Raw genomic sequence first — 18052 nt, forward strand, 5'->3', positions numbered from 1 at the left:
ATGGAGACGCGATGAGCAGGGCCAAGACGACGGACTCGCAGTCGCCCGCGCTGCACGATGCGGACAGCCATGATCTGATCCGCGTGCACGGCGCGCGCGTGAACAACCTCAAGGACGTCAGCATCGAGATCCCGAAGCGCCGCCTCACGGTGTTCACCGGCGTCTCGGGCTCGGGCAAGAGCTCACTGGTGTTCGACACGATCGCCGCGGAGTCGCAGCGGCTGATCAACGAGACGTACAGCGCCTTCGTGCAGGGGTTCATGCCGACCCTGGCCCGGCCCGAAGTCGACGTACTCGACGGCCTCACGACCGCGATCGCCGTCGACCAGCAGCGGATGGGCGGCGACCCACGCTCCACGGTCGGCACCGCCACCGACGCCAACGCGATGCTGCGCATCCTCTTCAGCCGGCTCGGCACGCCGCACATCGGCCCGCCCAGCGCGTTCTCCTTCAACACCGCATCCGTCCGGGCGAGCGGTGGCATCACCGTCGAACGCGGTGCCGCGAAGACCAAGACCGTGAAGGCGACCTTCAACCGCACGGGCGGCATGTGTACGCGCTGCGAGGGACGGGGCTCGGTCTCCGACATCGACCTGACCCAGCTCTACGACGACTCCAAGTCGCTCGCGGAGGGCGCGTTCACCATCCCCGGCTGGAAGTCGGACAGCCAGTGGACCGTGCAGGTCTATGCCCAGTCCGGCTTCGTCGACCCGGACAAGCCGATCCGCAAGTACACCAAGAAGGAACTGCGGGACTTCCTCTACGGGGAGCCGGTCAAGGTCAAGGTCAACGGCGTCAACCTCACCTATGAGGGGCTGATCCCCAAGATCCAGAAGTCGTTCCTCGCCAAGGACAAGGAGGCGCTGCAGCCGCACATCAGAGCCTTCGTGGAGCGGGCGGTCGCCTTCGCCGCGTGCCCCGAGTGCGAGGGCACCCGGCTCAGCGAGGGCGCCAGGTCCTCGAAGATCAAGCGGATCAGCATCGCCGACGCCTGCGCGATGGAGATCAGGGACCTGGCCGAATGGGTCCGCGGCCTCAAGGAACCGTCGGTCGCACCGCTGCTCGCCGCGCTGCAGCAGACCCTCGATTCGTTCGTGAACATCGGCCTCGGCTATCTCTCGCTCGACCGGCCCGCGGGCACGCTCTCGGGCGGCGAGGCCCAACGCGTCAAGATGATCCGCCATCTCGGCTCCTCGCTCACCGACGTCACCTATGTCTTCGACGAGCCCACCATCGGCCTGCACCCCCATGACATCCAGCGGATGAACGACCTGCTGCTCCGGCTGCGGGACAAGGGCAACACGGTGCTCGTCGTGGAGCACAAGCCGGAGACGATCGTGATCGCCGACCACGTCGTCGACCTCGGCCCCGGTGCGGGCACCGCGGGCGGCACCGTCTGCTTCGAGGGCACCGTCGAGGGACTGCGGGCCGCCGACACCATCACCGGCCGCCATTTCGACGACCGGGCCGCCGTCAAGGAGACGGTGCGCAAGCCCACCGGCACACTGGAGATCCGCGGCGCGACGACGCACAACCTGCGTGACGTCGACGTCGACATCCCGCTCGGGGTGCTCACCGTCGTCACCGGTGTCGCGGGCTCCGGCAAGAGCTCGCTCGTGCACGGGTCCGTCCCCGCCGGTGAGGAGGTGGTGTCGGTCGATCAAGGCGCGATCAAGGGCTCGCGGCGGAGCAACCCGGCGACGTACACCGGACTGCTCGAACCGATCCGCAAGGCGTTCGCGAAGGTCAACGGCGTGAAGCCCGCGCTGTTCAGCGCCAACTCCGAGGGTGCCTGCCCCACTTGCAACGGCGCGGGCGTCATCTACACCGACCTGGGGATGATGGCCGGCGTCGCCACTCCCTGCGAGGACTGCGAGGGCAAGCGGTTCGACGCGTCGGTGCTCGAGTACCACCTCGGCGGACGCGACATCAGCGAGGTGCTCGCGATGTCGGTGGCCGAGGCCGAGGAGTTCTTCGGCTCGGGCGATGCACACATCCCGGCCGCGCACCGCATCCTCGTCCGGCTCGACGACGTCGGGCTCGGCTATCTCAGTCTCGGGCAGCCGCTCACCACGCTGTCCGGCGGCGAGCGGCAGCGGCTCAAACTGGCCACCCACATGGCGGAGAAGGGCGGCGACCAGCCCGTCCTCGTGCTCGACGAACCGACCGCGGGACTGCATCTCGCCGATGTCGAGCAGTTGCTCGGGCTGCTCGACCGGCTCGTCGACTCCGGCAAGTCGGTCATCGTCGTCGAGCACCACCAGGCGGTCATGGCGCATGCCGACTGGATCATCGACCTCGGTCCTGGCGCAGGCCACGACGGCGGCCGGATCGTCTTCGAGGGCACACCCGCCGATCTCGTCGCCGACCGCTCCACCCTCACCGGTCAGCATCTGGCGGCCTACGTCGGCGCCTGACCGGGGCCCAGGCATAATCCCGTCATGAACACGCAGGTAGAACAGCCGCACGAAGCGGCACCCGCTCCTGATGGGGAGCTGTTCTGGGCACTGCGGGCCGCGGAGCCCGCCGATGTCGAGGTGATCGTCGAGCTGCGCGCGAGGGTGATGCGCCCGGACCTGGAGCGGCTCGGCCGGTTCGACGAGCATCGGGTACGGCAGAGGCTGCGGGACGCCTTCTCGCCGGGCGACACCTCGGTCATCGTCGCCGACGGGGCCTTCGCGGGCTGTGTCGCCCTGCGTCCTGCCGATGACGGGGTGTGGCTCGAGCACTTCTACCTCGACCCGGCCCTCCAGGGCCGCGGCCTTGGCTCCGCCGTCCTGCGGACGCTGCTCGACCGGACCGACGCGGCGGGCGACCTCGTACGACTGAACGTCCTGCAAGGCAGTGCGGCCCGACGCCTTTACGAGCGCCATGGGTTCGCCGTGGAGGACGAGGACCCGGTCGACGTGTTCATGGTGCGGCGCCCCGGCTGACGCGGCGCCCTCCCCGCTCCGCGCGCATCAGAATTGGCCCATGCTTCTGAGCCACCAATGGTCTACAGGCCGGTCCACTTGACTGGCTAGCGTCGTCTCATCAGCGACGAATCGGCCCAACGGCCACTGACCTCGGGAGCGTTGTGCCGATACAGATCCTGCCGCCGTCCGGACCGCCGCGCGTACTCGCCGTCGCCCAGCTGAGCAATTCGCTCGGCGACGGCGCCTACTACGTGACCTCGGCTCTCTACTTCACGCGCGTCGTCGGCCTCTCCCCCACGCAGATCGGGCTCGCGCTCACGGTCGCCTGGGCCATCGGTTCCGTGACGGGCGTTCCGCTGGGCGCGCTCGCCGACCGGAAGGGGCCGCGCGGCACGGCCGTACTGCTCGCCCTGGCCACCAGCGCATCGGTCGCCTCCTTCCTGTTCATCCGCTCCTTCGTTCCGTTCCTCCTGGCCGCCTGCCTGTACGCCGTCGCCCAGTGCGGGCTCGCCGCGGCACGCCAGGCACTGCTCGCCGGTCTGGTGACGCCATCGGCGCGTACGGGCGTACTGGCCCACCTCCAGTCGACGCTCAACGCCGGGCTCGCCGTGGGCGCCGCGCTCGGCGGTCTCGCCCTGCGGTACGACACACGGGGGGCGTACCTCGCGGTCTTCGCGCTGAACGCGGTCAGCTTCCTCCTCTGCGCCCTTCTGCTCCTGCGCCTGCCCTCGGTGCCGCGGACCCTGGCCCGCGGGAAGGGAGAGCCACGCCTCGCGGTGCTCCGCGACCGTCCGTACGCCGTCGTCTCCGCGCTCAACGCGGTTCTGCTGCTGCGGATGCCGCTGCTCAGCCTCGCGATTCCGCTGTGGGTGGTGGACCGGACGAACGCGCCGAGCTGGCTGGTCTCCGCGCTGTTCGTGCTCAACACCCTGGCGGTGATGGCCTTTCAGGTACGCATGGCCCGTGACGTCGATAGCCCGCGCACGGCCACACGTGCGGTACGGCACTCCAGCCTCATCATGCTCGCCTCGTGCACGGTCTTCGCCTTCTCGGCCGCGGCGCTTCCGGTGTGGGTGACGGTGGCGGTCCTTGTGGTGGGGGCGGTGCTCCAGGTCATCGCGGAGATGCAGCAGTCCGCCGGCTCGTGGCAGATCAGCTTCGACCTGGCTCCGGCGCACCAAGTGGGCCAGTACCAGGGCTTCTTCGGCACCGGCGTCCCCGTCGCCCGTACGCTGGGCCCGCTCCTCCTCACCTCTCTCCTCGTGGTGTGGGGCGCGCCGGGATGGCTGCTCCTCGGCGGCATCTTCCTCGCGGCGGGGCTCGCGATGGGGCCTGCGGTGCGGTGGGCGGAGGGGGCCCGGTCGACGGAGAGGACCTTGGTGCGCAGCTGAAGTTCAGCCTCGCGCATCCGATGCCCGAAGTGCCGTAGCGGTGGCCCGCGTTGAGCCGTCCTGCTCGACTGGCTGCGCCACTCGACGCAGCAGCCGGTCCACGTGCCCGCGACCCGCGGCTCGTCGCGGTGTGCGCCATCCTCCGCGACAACCCGGCGGAGCATCGGACCCTGGCGCAGCTCGGCACCGCGACCGGCGTCAGTGACCGCACCCTGACCAGGCCCCATCGCCGACGCCCACCCGACGGCGGCAGCGACCCCACTCCATGACATGGTCATCCGCCATGGAGCTGAGACACCTCTCCGACAGGTCCCGCTCGCCGACATCCAGGAGTACGCCCGTGCCTGAGCAGACCCCCGCCCCTCTCGCGGGCATGAAGGTCGTCGACCTCTCGAAGATCCTCGCGGGTCCCTACGTCACCATGTCGCTCGCCGATCTCGGCGCCGACGTACTCAAGGTGGAACACCCCAATGGCGGCGACCCCACCCGCACCTGGGGCCCGCCCTTCAACGGCCCCGACGCCACCTACTACTTGGCCGCCAACCGCAACAAGCGATCGGTGACCCTCGACCTCAAGTCGGAGGCGGGCCAGGAGGCCGTCCACCGGATGCTGGCCGACGCCGACATCATGGTCGAGAACTTCCGCCCCGGCAGCTCGCTCGCCCGCCTCTTCGACTACCGGGAACTGAGTGAGCGCTACCCGAGCCTGGTCATCCTGCACATATCCGCGTTCGGCGACTCGGGTCCGCTGCGCGACGAGCCGGGCTACGACATGGTGGCCCAGGCCTCGGCAGGTCTCATGTCCCTGACCGGCGAAGCCGACGGCCCTCCGGTCAAGGCGGGTTACGCGATGGGCGACCTCGGCGCGGCCCTCTTCGGTCTCATCGGCGTCACCTCCGCCCTCGTGGAGCGGGAGCACACCGGGCGCGGCCAGTACGTCACGACGTCCCTGTACGAGTCCCAGCTCGCCCTGCATATCAACTGGGCGACCGGCTACTTCGCCACCGGCGAGCGCCCCGCCCGGCTCGGCTCGGGCCACCCCAGCCTCGTCCCCTACCAGGCGTACCCCGCCGCCGACGGCCACTTCGTCATCGCGGTCGGCAACGACGGTCTCTTCCGCCGTCTCGCCGAGGCGCTCGGGCACCCCGAGTGGGCCGACGATCCGCGCTTCGCGACCAACCGCGACCGCGTCGCCCACCGCAGGGCCCTCAACGCCAAGCTGGAGTCCGTCCTCGTCGACGAGACGGTCTCCCACTGGTGCGACCTGCTGAAACCGCACGGCGTTCCCGTCGCCGCCATCCGCACGCTCGACGAGGTGTACGACTGCCCGCAGACCGAGGCACTCGGCATGGTCCAGAAGGTCGACCACCCGGACGTGGGCCCGCTCCGACAGGTCGCGTTCCCCGTCACCTTCCGCGGCGAGCGCCCCCTGGTGCGCTCCGCGCCGCCCACCCTCGGCCAGCACAGCCGCGACATACTCGCCGAACTCGGTTACGGGGAGCGGGAGATCGACGGTCTCCTGAACCTCCGGTCCGTCCCCTCCGGCCCGCTTCCAGATTCTGATAAGCCGTCAGACACCTGACCGGTCCAGGTCGTTCGCCTCGGTCCGTGTCGTACGGAAGCGGGCGGCGTACGCGGAAGGTGTCGTCCCCAGGTGCCGGGCGAAGACCCGGCGCAGCGTCTCGTCACTGCCCAGGCCGCTGCGCTCGGCCGCGTCGGTGACACTCGCACCGCGTTCGAGGAGCATCCGGGCGGCTTCGAGCCTGATGGTCTCCACGTACGCGGCCGGGGTGGCCCCGATCTGCCGCGTGAAGAGCCGGGTCAGATGCCGGGGGCTCACGGCGGCCCGCCCTGCCAGGTTCGCCAGACGGTGGTCGGCCGCCGGGTCGGCGACGATGGCGTCGAGGAGCGGGCGCAGGACGGGGTGACCGGTCGCCGGGGTGCGCGAGGCCGCGGAGAACTGGGACTGCCCACCGGGCCGCTGCAGGAAGACCACGAGGTCGCGGGCGACCCGCCGGGCGATGTCAGGGCCGTGGTCCTGCTCCACGAGGGCCAGGCACACGTCGATGCCGGCGGTGACCCCGGCCGAGGTGAGGACGGGACCGTCCTGGACGTAGATGGCGTCCGCCGTGACGGTGGTGTCGGGGTGGAGCCTGGCCAGCTTCGCCGCGTGTTCCCAGTGCGTCGTCGCCCTGCGCCCGCGCAGCAGACCGGCCGCGGCGAGGGCGAAGGCCCCGGTACACACCGCGGCCACCCGCCCTGCCCCGCCTGCCAGTTGGGCCACCAGCTCGACGAGGTCGGGCCGCTCGGCGAACGTGACGAGCTCGGCATGACCGGGAACGACGAGGGTGTCCGTGTGCCCCATGACATCGGCCGCCGGCAGATCGGCCGCGATCCGCAGTCCGGTGGAGGTCGTGGCGTCCCGCCCGTCCGGGGTGCAGACCCGCACGGTATAGCGGCCACCGGTGTAGCGGGCCGCGGTGGCGAAGACCTCCAGGGGAGCCGCGACGTCGAGGAGGCGCACTCCGTCGAAGGCGAGGACGTGGACGCGGTGGGGTCGGGGTCCGTCCGGTTGCTCGGGCACAGGGCCACAGTAGCGGCACGGCGTGTCCAGATGTGTGGGGTACCTGTCCAGAAGGACATGGCCGTGCAGACGTCACGTCGAGCAGGCTGGGTCCCAGCGAGCCAGTGAGCCAGTGAGCCAGCAGGGGCCCCGGATCCGGAGCTGCCCCACCCATGACCCCACCCATGACCCCGCCTATGACCACCTATAACCATCCATGACAGGAGTCACGCCATGACCACACACGCCTCCTCCTCCGCCCCCTCCGCCGCCTCCGCCGCCGGAGTCTCCGTGCCGGACACCAAGCTGGCCACCGCGGCCACCGAGCTGGTGCGGGACACCGTCGGCGAGCTGATCTACCACCACTCCCGCCGCGTCTTCTGGTTCGGCAGCCTTCAGGGCGGGCGGCGCGGGCTGAGCTTCGATCCGGAACTGCTCTACATCGGCGCGATGTTCCACGATCTGGGCCTGGGCGAACGGTTCCGGGACAGCGGCCGCCGCTTCGAGGTGGACAGTGCCGACGAGGCACGCGGTTTCCTGCGCGGCCATGGCGTCCCCGAGGACAGCGTGCGCCGGGTGTGGACCGCGATCGCCCTGCACACCACGCCGGGCATCCCAGAGTTCATGGAGCCGGAGGTCTCGCTGGTCACCGCCGGTGTGGAGTACGACGTCCTGGGCATCGGCTACGACGATCTGACCGCAGCCGACCGCGCCGAGGTCACGGCGCTGCACCCCCGCCCCGAATTCAAGCGCCGCATCCTGGAGGCGTTCACCGAAGGCATCGCCGCCAAGCCGGAGACCACCTTTGGAAACGTGAAGGCGGACGTCCTCGAGCACTTCATCCCCGGTTACGAGCGCGGCGACTTCGTCGAGGTGATCCAGAACTCCCCTTGGGCGGAGTAGATGCGGAGCGGAGTGCGTGCGCACGTGCGTGCGTGCGCGCTTGCCTGCCTGCATGTACTCACGCAGGTATGTGTCAACTCGGGGTTGACACCCTCTCCACTGTCAACCTACCGTTGACACATGACAGAGCCCACGCATCCCATCCGGCTCGACGACCTGATCGACGCCATCAAGAAGGGCCACCCCGAGGCCCTCGACCAGCTCTCCGACGCCGTGATCGCCGCCGATCACCTCGGCGATGTCGCCGACCATCTGATCGGTCACTTCGTGGACCAGGCCCGGCGTTCGGGAGCCTCCTGGACGGACATCGGCAGGAGCATGGGGGTCACCCGGCAGGCGGCCCAGAAGCGGTTCGTGCCCAAGGACCCCGGCGAGATGTCGGACCTCGATCCCCGGCAGGGCTTCAGCCGCTTCACCCCCCGGGCGAAGAACGTGGTCATGGCCGCGCAGGAGGAGGCCCGCGCGGCGGGCAACGACGAGATCGGCCCCGGCCATCTGACGCTCGCCCTCCTGACCGAGCCGGACGCGCTCGCCGCTACGGCCCTTGTGGCGCAAGGGAGTTCACTGGATTCCATCCGCGAGAGCGTCACCGAAGCACTGCCGCCCGCGGTCGGCGACGTGCCCGACCTCATCCCGTACGACGCCGGGGCAAAGAAGGTCCTGGAGCTCACCTACCGGGAAGCGCTCCGGCTCGGTCACAACTACATCGGGACCGAGCACATGCTGCTCTCACTCCTGGAGGCGGAGAACGGTACGGGCACGCTCGTCGGGCTCGGCATCGACAAGGCGGCCGCCGAAGCGAACATCACCGAGGCCCTGGAGGCGATCCGCCCTTCCAGCGACCAGGCGTGACGGAGTCGGCAGCGGGGCCGCTGCCCTCACGCCCCGCTGCCGCACGCACCCGCGCCGCCTCCCGGACGGCCGCCACGTTCGCCTTGCCCTGCCGGGATCCCGCCAGCTTCGCCTTGATGTGGTCCCGGACGAGGATGGGCTCGTAGGCGAGTTCACCGTCGGCGTCGAGGTGGCTCGGCAGCGTGGAGATGACCGCGTCGACGTTGCCGTCGTGGAAGTAGGCGACGGAGCGGCGCCGGACGATGCCGCCGTCGACGATCGGCGGCTTCACCCGGTGCAGTGTCGACATCCAGCGGTCGTTGGTGAGCCGGGCGGTGAGGTCGCCGAGGTTGACCAGGAGCGCGCCGTCGACGGGCGCGACGTCGTGCCAGAGTCCGTCGGTGCCGAGCACTTGGAGACCGGCGACCTGGTCCGCCCACAACACGGTGACCAGGCCGAAGTCGGTGTGCTCCCCCATCCCGTTCAGGTCGCCGTCCAGGGTGACCGTGCCCTCCGGCAGGGCATAGTTGTTCATGCGCAGTACGTCGATGGAGTGGTCGGTCAGCAGATCGAAGAAGTCGGACCGCTCCCCCAGGGCGTCCGCGAAGATCCGGGTCAGAGTGCGTGCCACCCGGCCGGCCTCGGCGAAGTAACTCAGCACGGCCGGTTCGAAGCCGTCGATCTGTGCGGGCCACACGTTGAGCCCGTAGTCGTCCTCGGAGAGGCCGAGTCCGGGGAACGTACGGGCTTCGGTGCCGACGTTGAACGCTTCGAAGAAGTCGTTCATGCGACCGGCGGACTCCACACCGAGGCTCAGGCTGAGGGATTCACTCTTGGGCGGACTGTAACCGCGGTTCGCCCCGGTCACTCGGTAGCTCTTCTTCGCCTCCAGGGGCAGTCCGAAGAAGCCGTCCACGGCGGCGGTAAGGCTGTCCACCGTCCCCTCGGGAACGCCGTGGCCGAGGATCTGAACGAAGCCGACGCGGGTGCAGGCGTCGTCGATCTCGCGTGCCACGCGGGCACGTTGGGCCTCCGTGCCACCGTCGACGTACGGCGTGATGTCGATGACGGGGACCTCGAAGGGCTCAGTCGTGGACCGGGAGGACATGGGCGTCTCCTGTCGTCGGCGTGCGGGCTGAATGCACCCCCCACGCCGATGATCCCAGTCGCGTCACGTGTTCGTGGTGAGGTCCGCCTCAAGCCTGCGCAGCCGCTCCCCGTCGCAGACGCGGGGGCAGGTGCCGCACGCGTCGGCGGGACGGATCGTGTAGTAGAGGCAGCAGCCGAGGCGGGTGCGGGTCGGGTGCCGCTCGCCGTCACGGGTCGTCAGGTGGCGGAAGGCGGCGCCGCCGGGGAAGGGCTCGACGGGGCCCGGAAGCAGATCGTCCACCGACCGCAGCGCCTCGTCCTCCCGGTCGAACATGCGGCCCAGGTACCAGATCCCGGAGACGAGATCGTCACCGGCCATGCCCCACAAGGCCCGTTGGCCCCGCCGGAGTCGAGGTCCGATCGCGGTGAGCAGCGGCCGCATGTGCGCGACGACGGCGGCGAGCAGTTCGCCGCGGAGCGACTCCTCGCCGGGAAGGACCCGCGCGCCCGGCAGCCCGGCCGCCGGGTCGTCGGGGAAGCAGGCGAAGGAGCCGGGGACGATCTCGAAGCGTCCGGTCGCGAGCTGGACGCGCACGTCCTCGGGGCGGATCCGCGGCACGCGCCGCTCCAGATACCAGGCGCCGCTCATCAGCAGCGAGACGGACCAGAGGTAGCCGTGCAGCGCGCGGGACGCCGCGACGTCCGGCCGCGGAGTGTGATCGTGACCGGCACGGATGCGTGCGGCCTCCGCGGCGACGAAGGCCTCAAGAGCGTCCGGACGTGTCGTCAGTTCAGCGCCTGTGACCCACCCTTGGCCGACCGTCGAGTCGGGTTTCGCGACCGTGACGGCGAGCGTCTCGCAGTGCGCGACGAGCCGCTCGTAGGTGTCGGCGAGCAGGGTGGCGGGGCTCAGGGCAGTGGCGGTGGACGCCATCACCGGGGCCACGGTCAACGGCACTCGATACTCCTTGGAGGGCAGGGCGGGCAGGGCAGGTGGGCGCTCACCAGCGGAGCCGTCTCCGTGGAGCCGTCTCCGTGGAGCCGCCCACCGCAAGCTAAGTAAGGCTTACCTTATTTCTCTTCAACTTGCCTCATCGGTCGCGGCGCGCCGCGACACCTCGCCATCGCGAGTGATCCGCCCCTCACAGCGAGTTGACAGCCTTAGGTATACCTAACCTAAACTCAGCCCTCGTGTCCAAGATCGATCGGGCCGCCTCACCAGGCAGCCTCACCGCACGGCGGATCCCTCTGCTCCTCGCCGGACTCGCCGCGTTGGTGCTGTGCGCCGCGCTGAGCCTGGCCCTCGGGTCACGACCGGTGCCGCTCTCCACAGTGGCCGACGCCCTCTTCGGCGACGCCCATGGCCGGGATGCCATCGTGGTCACCGGCCTGCGTCTGCCGCGCACTTTCGTCGCGCTCGCCGTGGGCGCCGCGCTCGGCGTGGCCGGAGCCGTCGCCCAGGGCATCACCCGCAACCCGCTCGCCTCGCCGACCACCCTCGGCATCAACGCGGGCGCCGGGTTCGCGGTCGTCGTCGCCATCTACGCACTGCATCTCACGCGGCCCGTCGAGTACGTGTGGTTCGCCTTCCTCGGGGCCGCGGCGGCCGGGATGCTGGCCCTGATGCTGGCCCGGCGCGCGGGTGACCTCGATCCGGTGCGGCTCGCGCTCGGCGGCGTCGTGCTCCAGATGGTGCTGCTCTCCTGGACCCAGGCCGTGATGCTGGCCAGCGAACGCACCCTGGACGAGGCCAGGTTCTGGCTGGCCGGGTCACTGTCGGGGCGCACGCTCGACGTACTCTGGCCGGTCCTGCCCACGCTCGTCATCGGCCTGGTCCTCGCCATCGCGATCTCGCCGGCCCTCAACGCCCTTGCGCTGGGCGACGATTCGGCGCAGGCGCTCGGGGTGCCGGTGGCCAGGATCCGGGTGGTCGGCGGGATCGCCGTGGTGCTGCTCGCGGGCTCGGCGGTCGCGGTGGCCGGGCCCGTCGCCTTCATCGGGCTCGCCGCCCCGCACCTGGTGCGGCTCGCCGTCGGCTCCGACCACCGGCTGCTCGTGCCGGGCTGCCTGATCGCCGGGCCGCTGCTGCTCCTGGCCGCCGATGTGCTCGGCCGTGTCGTCGTCCGCCCCTCCGAACTGGAGGTCGGCATCGTCAGCGCCTTCCTCGGCGCGCCGCTCCTCGCTGTCCTCGCACGGAAGGTGGCGCGATGACCGTCTTCGCCGTACGTGAACTCAAGGCGACGCCGAGCGGAGCGCGGGCCCGGCAGCTGCGGCGCCTGGCGCTGCTCGCCTGCTGCGGCCTCGCCGTCCTCTTCGTACTCGTCACGCTCGCCCTGACGACCGGGCAGCTGCCGCTCTCCGCATCCGTCGCACTGCGCGGCCTTGTCGGGCTCGGCGATCCGGGGGACGTGATGGTGGTGCAGGACTTCCGGGCGCCCAGGATGACCGCGGCGATCATCGCCGGAGTCGGACTCGGCGTCGCGGGCTCGCTGCTGCAGCGGGTGTTCCGCAATCCGCTGGCCTCGCCCGACGTGATGGGCGTGACGGGCGGCGCCTCCTTCGGTGCCGTCGTGCTCCTTGCCACGGGCGCGTCGCAGACGCTGATTCCGCTGGCCGCCCTGGGCGGCGGCCTCCTGGCCGCGCTGCTGCTCGGGGTGTTCGGCTGGCGCTCGGGTCTTACCGTGACACGGCTCGTCCTGGTGGGGCTCGCCGTGCAGGCGGGGCTCGCCGCCGCCGTGAACCTCATGGTCGTACGCTTCCCCGCCGAACTCGCGGGCTCCGCGCTGCAGTGGACCACCGGATCGCTGTACGGGCGGACGTGGACGGAGGTGGGGGCCGCGGGAGGAGCGGTGGCGCTCGCCCTGGTGGCCGCGTTCGGGTTGCAGCGGCGGCTCGCCGTGCTCGACCTGGGCGACGAGTCGGCGGGCGGTCTCGGCCTGAACGCGTCGGCCGCGCGGCTCCAACTCCTCGTCACCGCAGTCGTGTTGGCGTCGCTGGCGGCCGCACTCACCGGGCCCGTCGCGTTCGTGGCGCTGGCCGTACCGCATCTGGTGCGGTTCGTGACGGGCCCGCCGACGCCGGGCACGCTCGCCCTCACCGGCCTGGCCGGGGCGGTGCTGCTGCTCGCCGCCGACCTGGTGGTGCAGCACATCCTTCCGGTGCCGGGGCTTCCGGTCGGGGTGGTCACCGCGACGCTCGGCGCCCCCTGGCTCCTCGTGCTGATGATCCGACAGAGCAGTCCCGTCAACCGGAGCGCCGTATGAGCCCTGCCCAGACGTCCACACAGACACCCCCCGGCAACCAACTCTCCACACACGGGCTCGACTTGCGGTACGGCGACAAGGTCGTCGTCGGCGGCCTCGACGTGACGCTCCCGGGCGGCGCCGTCACCGCCATCGTCGGCCCGAACGCCTGCGGCAAGTCCACCCTGCTCCGCGGCCTGACGCGACTGCTCGTACCCGCCGGAGGCAGTGTCGCCCTGGACGGCGCGGACATTCACCGGATGTCGGCACGGACCCTCGCCCGGCGGATGGGCCTCCTGCCGCAGCAGCCGGTGACGCCCGAGGCCATCACCGTCGAAGCCCTCGTACGCCTGGGCCGCTACCCCCACCAGACCTTCCTCAGCCCCTGGTCCAAGGCGGACCAGGTGGCAGTGGACGAAGCACTGGAGCGCACCGGCACGTTCGAGCTGCGCGAGCACAGCGTGGACCGGCTCTCCGGCGGTCAGCGCCAGCGCGCCTGGATCGCCCTCGCCCTCGCCCAGGACACCGAACTGCTGCTCCTCGACGAGCCGACCACCTTCCTCGATCTGCGGCACCAGCTCGACGTACTCGATCTGGTCGCCGATCTGCACACCGACGCGGGCCGCACCGTGGTGATGGTGCTGCACGACCTCGGGCAGGCGGCGCGGTACGCCGACCATCTGGTCGTCCTCAAGGACGGGCAGCTCGCCGCGGCCGGGGCGCCCGCCGACGTCCTCGACGCGGAACTCGTCAAGGACGTGTTCGACGTCGACTGCCGGGTCATCCCCGACCCGGAGACGGGCACCCCGCTGGTCGTACCGAAGGGCCGGACCGCCCGCACCGCCCGCACCACCAAGGACACTCCGGCCGTCCCCGCCTGATTGCTCCGCTCCCCCCTGCCCCCACCACGTCTGTCCCGCCCCAACCTCCGCTCACAGCAAGGGAAACCGACCCTCATGACCACCAGAAATCTCCCGCGCAGGCTCAGTGCCGTCCTGCTCACCGTCGTGCTCGGCACCGGCGCGCTCACCGCGTGCGGCGACTCCGAGGGCGACGACAAGGGCAACGCGGGCTCGGCATCCGACAGCGGTTTCCCGCGCACGGTCAAGCACGCCATGGGCAGCACCGAGATCCCCGACAGGCCGCAGAAGGTCGTCGTCCTCGACACCGGCGAGCTGGACGACGTCACGCTGCTCGGCATCAAACCGGTCGGCGCGGTATCGCCGCACTTCAAGACCGCGGGCGGCTTCCCCTCGTATCTCAAGGGCAAGATCGGCGGGGCGAAGGACGTCGGCCCGATGGAGGAGCCGAACCTGGAGCTGATCGCCTCCCTCAAGCCCGATCTGATCCTGTCCTCCAAGGTCCGGCACGAGAAGGTCTACGACAAGCTCAAGGGCATCGCCCCGACCGTCTTCACCGAGACCACGGGTTCCCCCTGGAAGGAGAACCTGAAGGTCCACGCCAAGGCCCTCGGCATGGAGAGCCAGGCCGACACCGCGCTCAAGAACTACGAGACGCGAGCCAAGGCACTCGGCGATTCCATCAAGGCGAAGTACGACGGGAAGATGCCGTCTGCCTCGGTCGTCCGCTTCATCGCGGGCCCGACCCGGCTCTACCAGAAGTCCGCCTACAGCGGCATCGTCCTCGACGACATCGGCCTCAAGCGCCCGGCGTCGCAGAACTCGTCCGACCCCGAGAAGACGATGCTGGACGTCAGCCCTGAGCAGATCGACAAGGCCGACGCCGACCTGATCTTCGTGACCGTCGCCGACGCACCGGACAAGACCCAGCAGAAGGACGTCACGTCCAACCCGGTCTGGAAGGACCTGACGGCCGTCAAGAAGGACAAGGTCTTCACCGTGCCGGACGAGACGTGGATGTCGGGCATCGGCGTCCAGGCCGCGGAGCACGTCCTCGAGGACGTGGCGAAGGCGACGGACGTGGAGCTTCCGGCGAAGTAGGCGTTTCCCGGGGGCGGGCTCCTCTTCTGCCAGGGGCCCGCCCAGCTCCCTCGACTCCCCCCACCCGCACCTCCGTTCGCACCCGGAAGTGGACTCGCCCATGCGGCTGTACGTCCTTGCCCGCAACCCCACCGACTCGGTCACCGAAGGCTTTCTGCCCGCCGCGCGCGGGCTCGGCCTCGACGTCACCCTCCTCACGGATCAGCCGGATTCTCATCGACGTGGCCGTTCGGACGGAGAAGGCGGAGAGGGTTCAGCGGACCCGGAGATCCTTGAATGCGACGTACGTGATTTCCGCGCTGTCATCAGCCGCATCTCGACCCATCACTCCCCGGACGGGATCTTCACCAACAGCGACCATCTGCAGACCCAGGCAGCCCTGGCCGCCGACTACTTCGGGCTGCCCGGCAAGGACTGGCGGGTAGCCCTGCGCACCAAGGACAAGGCGCAGATGCGGCGCCATCTCGCGGCTGCGGGGGCCGACGCGGTCTGGTCGACGGAGCTGTCCGCGGGCACGGATCCGGCCTGGCTCGCCTCCCTCGACGTGCCGTTCCCGTGCGTGGTCAAGCCGCGTGAGGGGGTGGCGAGCGAGGACGTGGTGCTGGTCGAAGGACCGGGACAGCTGGTGCGGCGGTGCGCGGAGATCCAGGCCCGGCATCCGGGGGCGGCGCTGGTCGTAGAGGAGTATCTCGCCGGGGAGTTGTGCACGGTGGAGACACTCGGCGACGGCCGGGTCCGGCACGTCCTCGGCGGCTTCCGTACGGAGGTGTCGCCGCCGCCCCATTTCATCGAGGAGCGGCTGACGTTCGTTCCGGCCCATCCCGTGCCGGTGGTCACGCAGGTGCTCGCCCAACTGGACGTGCTGGGCGTCGGGTTCGGGGCCTGTCATACGGAGTTCGTGGTACACGAGGGCCGCGCACGGCTCATAGAGGTCAACTACCGTGCCATAGGCGACCAGTGCGACCTGCTCCTCGCGCAGCTGCTCGGCATCCCACTCTTCGAGCACATCCTCCGTACGCATCTGGGCGAGCCACTGCCCGAGGATCTCGGCGCGCGCACTGATGGCCGGGCCCTGCTCGACTACCCGTACGCGAGGAGTGCGGGAACGCTGACGGCCGCACCGAGCGCGTCCGACGTGACGACGGTGGACGGTGTGCGATTGACGTACCGCCCCCTTCGCGAGGTCGGCACGCGGCGCGAACTGCACGGCACCAACCGCGACTTCCTCGGCGTGGTGCGCGCCACCGGAACGGACCAGGCAGCGGTCGACCGGGCCGTGACCGGCTTCCTCGCCGCCGAGCGCTGGGAGATCACGCCGTGACGCTGTACCCGAACGTGACCCCGCCACCTGCCGAGACGCCCGCCGGAACCGAGGCAGAGCTCCTGTCGCGCGTACTGAGCGCACTGCTGCGCGAGGACGTGGTGGGGTGGCGCACCCGAAGTGAGCCTGTCCGGCGGCCCGACGGGCTGTGGTTGCGGTTGCCCCCGCGTGGACCTGGCGGAGGCGCCCTGCTGATGCCTGTCCGCGAGGACGGATACCAAGGGATGTACGCCGCCCGGCTCCCTCTCCTCCTTCAAGAGCCCGGCGGAGCCGAACTCACCGACGCGGGCGGCATCCTGGCCGTTCTGCGCGACCTCGCCGCCCCCGTCGACCGCGGTGGGTTCGACGCCTTCGCCGAGGAGTGCGGGCAGGCGCTCACCGCCCTGCGGCTGCACGTCGAGACGCGCGGCGAGATGAACGCCCTGCTCTCCCTGCGGTACGGCAGTGACCCCGCCGCCTGGACCGGCCTCGCGGGCGGGATCGCCTACGACACGCTCGCCGCGCGGGCGGATCACCCCGTCTACCCGACATCGCGCGGACGCTCCGGACTCTCGGTCCGTCAACTACGGGACTACGCACCCGAGTTCCACCCACGATTCCCGCTGCGGCGGCTCGCCCTCCCCTGCGATGCCGTCACCGTCGGCGGCAGCACCGACGCCTGGCTCTCCCCCCTCTCCGCGGGTATGCCCGAGCTCGAAGGCACCCATCTCCTCCTCCCCGTACACCCCTTGACCGTGGGTGACCCCCTGCGAGGCGCCCTGCGCGAGGCCGGGCTCGACGGGCGGGCCCAGCTCCTCGACGAGCCGGGGCCCGACGTCGTACCCACCCTCTCGATGCGCACCGTCGCCCTCTCCTCCGACCCGGCGCGGCACCTCAAACTCCCCCTGGCCACCGCCACTTTGGGATTGCGGAACCGGCGCACCATCAAGCCGGGCACCCTGGTCGACGGCGCCGCGGGCCAGCGTCTGATCGAGGCAGTCGTCGCCCGCGAGCCCCGGTTCCAGGGCGTCGTCCTGCACGCGGACGAGACACACTTCGCCCACGCCGGGCACGAACTCCTCGCCGTGCTGCTCCGCCGCTACCCGGCGGGCCTCGACGGCGCCGTCGTCGTACCGATGGCCGCGCTCCTGTGCCCGGCACCCGGTGGTGACCGGCTGCTCATCGACCGTCTCGCCGACCGCTTCTACGACGGCGACCCCCTCGACCTGCTGGACGCCACGCTCACCCTCCTCTTCGACTGGCAGACCACCCTCTTCGCGTACGGGATCGCCCTGGAGTCCCACCAGCAGAACATCTCGCTGGTCCTTGACGACCGCCCGGACGGCGACGATGTCGCCGGCCGTCGTACCCGTCTGCGGCTGCTGTTCAAGGACAACGACGGGCCCCGCGTCAACCACGCCAGGCTGCGCGATGCCATGGGTCAACAGGCGCCGGATCCTGGCGAGTTCGACGACGCGCGAATCTTCACCGACGGTGACCGGCCGGTGCTCGACCTGTTCACCACCATCACTCTCCACCTCTGCGCCGGTTCCTACGCCTTCGGCCTCGCCCGGCACGGCCGCGCCCCGCTGGAGCGGCTGCTCCGGCTGGTACGCGAGCGGCTCGCCGAAGCGGTCGAACGGATCGGCGCGGGCCCCGGCGAGCCGGGCGCTCTCCTGAAGGCGCACGTCCTGGACGCGGCGGAGCTGCCCGTCAAGGCGATGGTCACCGCGGGCACCCTGCTCTCCAAGGAGCGCTCCGGGGCGGCCGACATCAACAAGCACTACACGACCGGGCCCAACTACCTTCGGCTGACGGGTACTTCTTGATGACCACCGCATCATCGACCCAGGCCCA

General features: G+C 70.5%; 15 protein-coding genes. 12 read left to right on the forward strand and 3 right to left on the reverse strand.

Annotated elements, in window-relative coordinates; all coding sequences use genetic code 11:
- The first annotated feature begins 11 nt into the window (after positions 1–11).
- The 4 genes from ACGFSB_RS32530 (at position 12) to ACGFSB_RS32545 (ending at position 5888) form a co-directional block, all read left to right on the forward strand.
- Positions 12–2417, forward strand: a complete 2406-nt coding sequence (locus tag ACGFSB_RS32530; RefSeq protein WP_393406730.1) for an excinuclease ABC subunit UvrA — start codon at positions 12–14, stop codon at positions 2415–2417.
- A gap of 24 nt (positions 2418–2441) precedes the next feature.
- Positions 2442–2933 carry a GNAT family N-acetyltransferase gene (locus ACGFSB_RS32535; protein WP_393406733.1) on the forward strand — a complete coding sequence of 164 codons (492 nt, stop codon included), beginning with the start codon at positions 2442–2444 and terminating at the stop codon, positions 2931–2933.
- Positions 2934–3076: 143 nt separating this feature from the next.
- Positions 3077–4306: an MFS transporter gene (locus ACGFSB_RS32540; protein WP_393406736.1), complete on the forward strand. Its 1230-nt coding sequence runs from the start codon at positions 3077–3079 to the stop codon at positions 4304–4306.
- A gap of 340 nt (positions 4307–4646) precedes the next feature.
- The gene (locus tag ACGFSB_RS32545) at positions 4647–5888 is read left to right on the forward strand and encodes a CaiB/BaiF CoA transferase family protein (protein ID WP_393406739.1); all 1242 of its coding nucleotides are present in this window, start codon (positions 4647–4649) and stop codon (positions 5886–5888) included.
- On the opposite strand, the gene ACGFSB_RS32550 is transcribed toward ACGFSB_RS32545, so the two are convergent.
- Positions 5877–6890: a GlxA family transcriptional regulator gene (locus ACGFSB_RS32550; RefSeq protein ID WP_393406742.1), complete on the reverse strand. Its 1014-nt coding sequence runs from the start codon at positions 6888–6890 to the stop codon at positions 5877–5879. The genes ACGFSB_RS32545 and ACGFSB_RS32550 overlap by 12 nt on opposite strands.
- A 213-nt stretch (positions 6891–7103) precedes the next feature.
- Here ACGFSB_RS32550 and ACGFSB_RS32555 point away from each other — a divergent pair, with 213 nt between their 5' ends.
- Complete coding sequence (locus ACGFSB_RS32555) at positions 7104–7772, forward strand: HD domain-containing protein (protein WP_393406744.1); 669 nt, start codon at positions 7104–7106, stop codon at positions 7770–7772.
- 120 nt (positions 7773–7892) lie between these two features.
- Positions 7893–8624, forward strand: a complete 732-nt coding sequence (locus ACGFSB_RS32560) for a Clp protease N-terminal domain-containing protein (protein WP_393406746.1) — start codon at positions 7893–7895, stop codon at positions 8622–8624.
- Here the strand turns inward: ACGFSB_RS32560 and ACGFSB_RS32565 are convergent.
- Both ACGFSB_RS32565 and ACGFSB_RS32570 read right to left on the reverse strand, forming a co-directional pair.
- Complete coding sequence (locus ACGFSB_RS32565; protein WP_393406748.1) at positions 8578–9711, reverse strand: isopenicillin N synthase family dioxygenase; 1134 nt, start codon at positions 9709–9711, stop codon at positions 8578–8580. The genes ACGFSB_RS32560 and ACGFSB_RS32565 overlap by 47 nt on opposite strands.
- A 63-nt stretch (positions 9712–9774) precedes the next feature.
- The gene (locus tag ACGFSB_RS32570) at positions 9775–10644 is read right to left on the reverse strand and encodes a (2Fe-2S)-binding protein (RefSeq protein ID WP_393406993.1); all 870 of its coding nucleotides are present in this window, start codon (positions 10642–10644) and stop codon (positions 9775–9777) included.
- Between the two features lie 239 nt (positions 10645–10883).
- Between ACGFSB_RS32570 and ACGFSB_RS32575 the strand changes: the two genes are divergently transcribed.
- The 6 genes from ACGFSB_RS32575 to ACGFSB_RS32600 all read left to right on the forward strand — a co-directional run bounded on the left by ACGFSB_RS32575 (position 10884) and on the right by ACGFSB_RS32600 (position 18024).
- Positions 10884–11903: a FecCD family ABC transporter permease gene (locus ACGFSB_RS32575; RefSeq protein WP_393406750.1), complete on the forward strand. Its 1020-nt coding sequence runs from the start codon at positions 10884–10886 to the stop codon at positions 11901–11903.
- Complete coding sequence (locus ACGFSB_RS32580; protein WP_393406753.1) at positions 11900–12955, forward strand: FecCD family ABC transporter permease; 1056 nt, start codon at positions 11900–11902, stop codon at positions 12953–12955. The genes ACGFSB_RS32575 and ACGFSB_RS32580 overlap by 4 nt, the downstream gene beginning before the upstream one ends.
- Complete coding sequence (locus tag ACGFSB_RS32585) at positions 12952–13815, forward strand: ABC transporter ATP-binding protein (RefSeq protein ID WP_393406755.1); 864 nt, start codon at positions 12952–12954, stop codon at positions 13813–13815. The genes ACGFSB_RS32580 and ACGFSB_RS32585 overlap by 4 nt, the downstream gene beginning before the upstream one ends.
- A 75-nt stretch (positions 13816–13890) precedes the next feature.
- Positions 13891–14895: an ABC transporter substrate-binding protein gene (locus ACGFSB_RS32590; RefSeq protein ID WP_393406757.1), complete on the forward strand. Its 1005-nt coding sequence runs from the start codon at positions 13891–13893 to the stop codon at positions 14893–14895.
- Between the two features lie 100 nt (positions 14896–14995).
- Positions 14996–16216, forward strand: coding sequence for an acetyl-CoA carboxylase biotin carboxylase subunit family protein (locus ACGFSB_RS32595; protein WP_393406759.1), 1221 nt, complete (start codon positions 14996–14998; stop codon positions 16214–16216).
- Positions 16213–18024 (forward strand): IucA/IucC family protein, encoded by a 1812-nt coding sequence (locus ACGFSB_RS32600; protein ID WP_393406761.1) that lies wholly within the window; start codon positions 16213–16215, stop codon positions 18022–18024. The genes ACGFSB_RS32595 and ACGFSB_RS32600 overlap by 4 nt, the downstream gene beginning before the upstream one ends.
- Positions 18025–18052 lie beyond the last annotated feature (28 nt).

The organism is Streptomyces sp. NPDC048441 (assembly GCF_043200235.1).
Classification (GTDB): Bacteria; Actinomycetota; Actinomycetes; order Streptomycetales; family Streptomycetaceae; genus Streptomyces.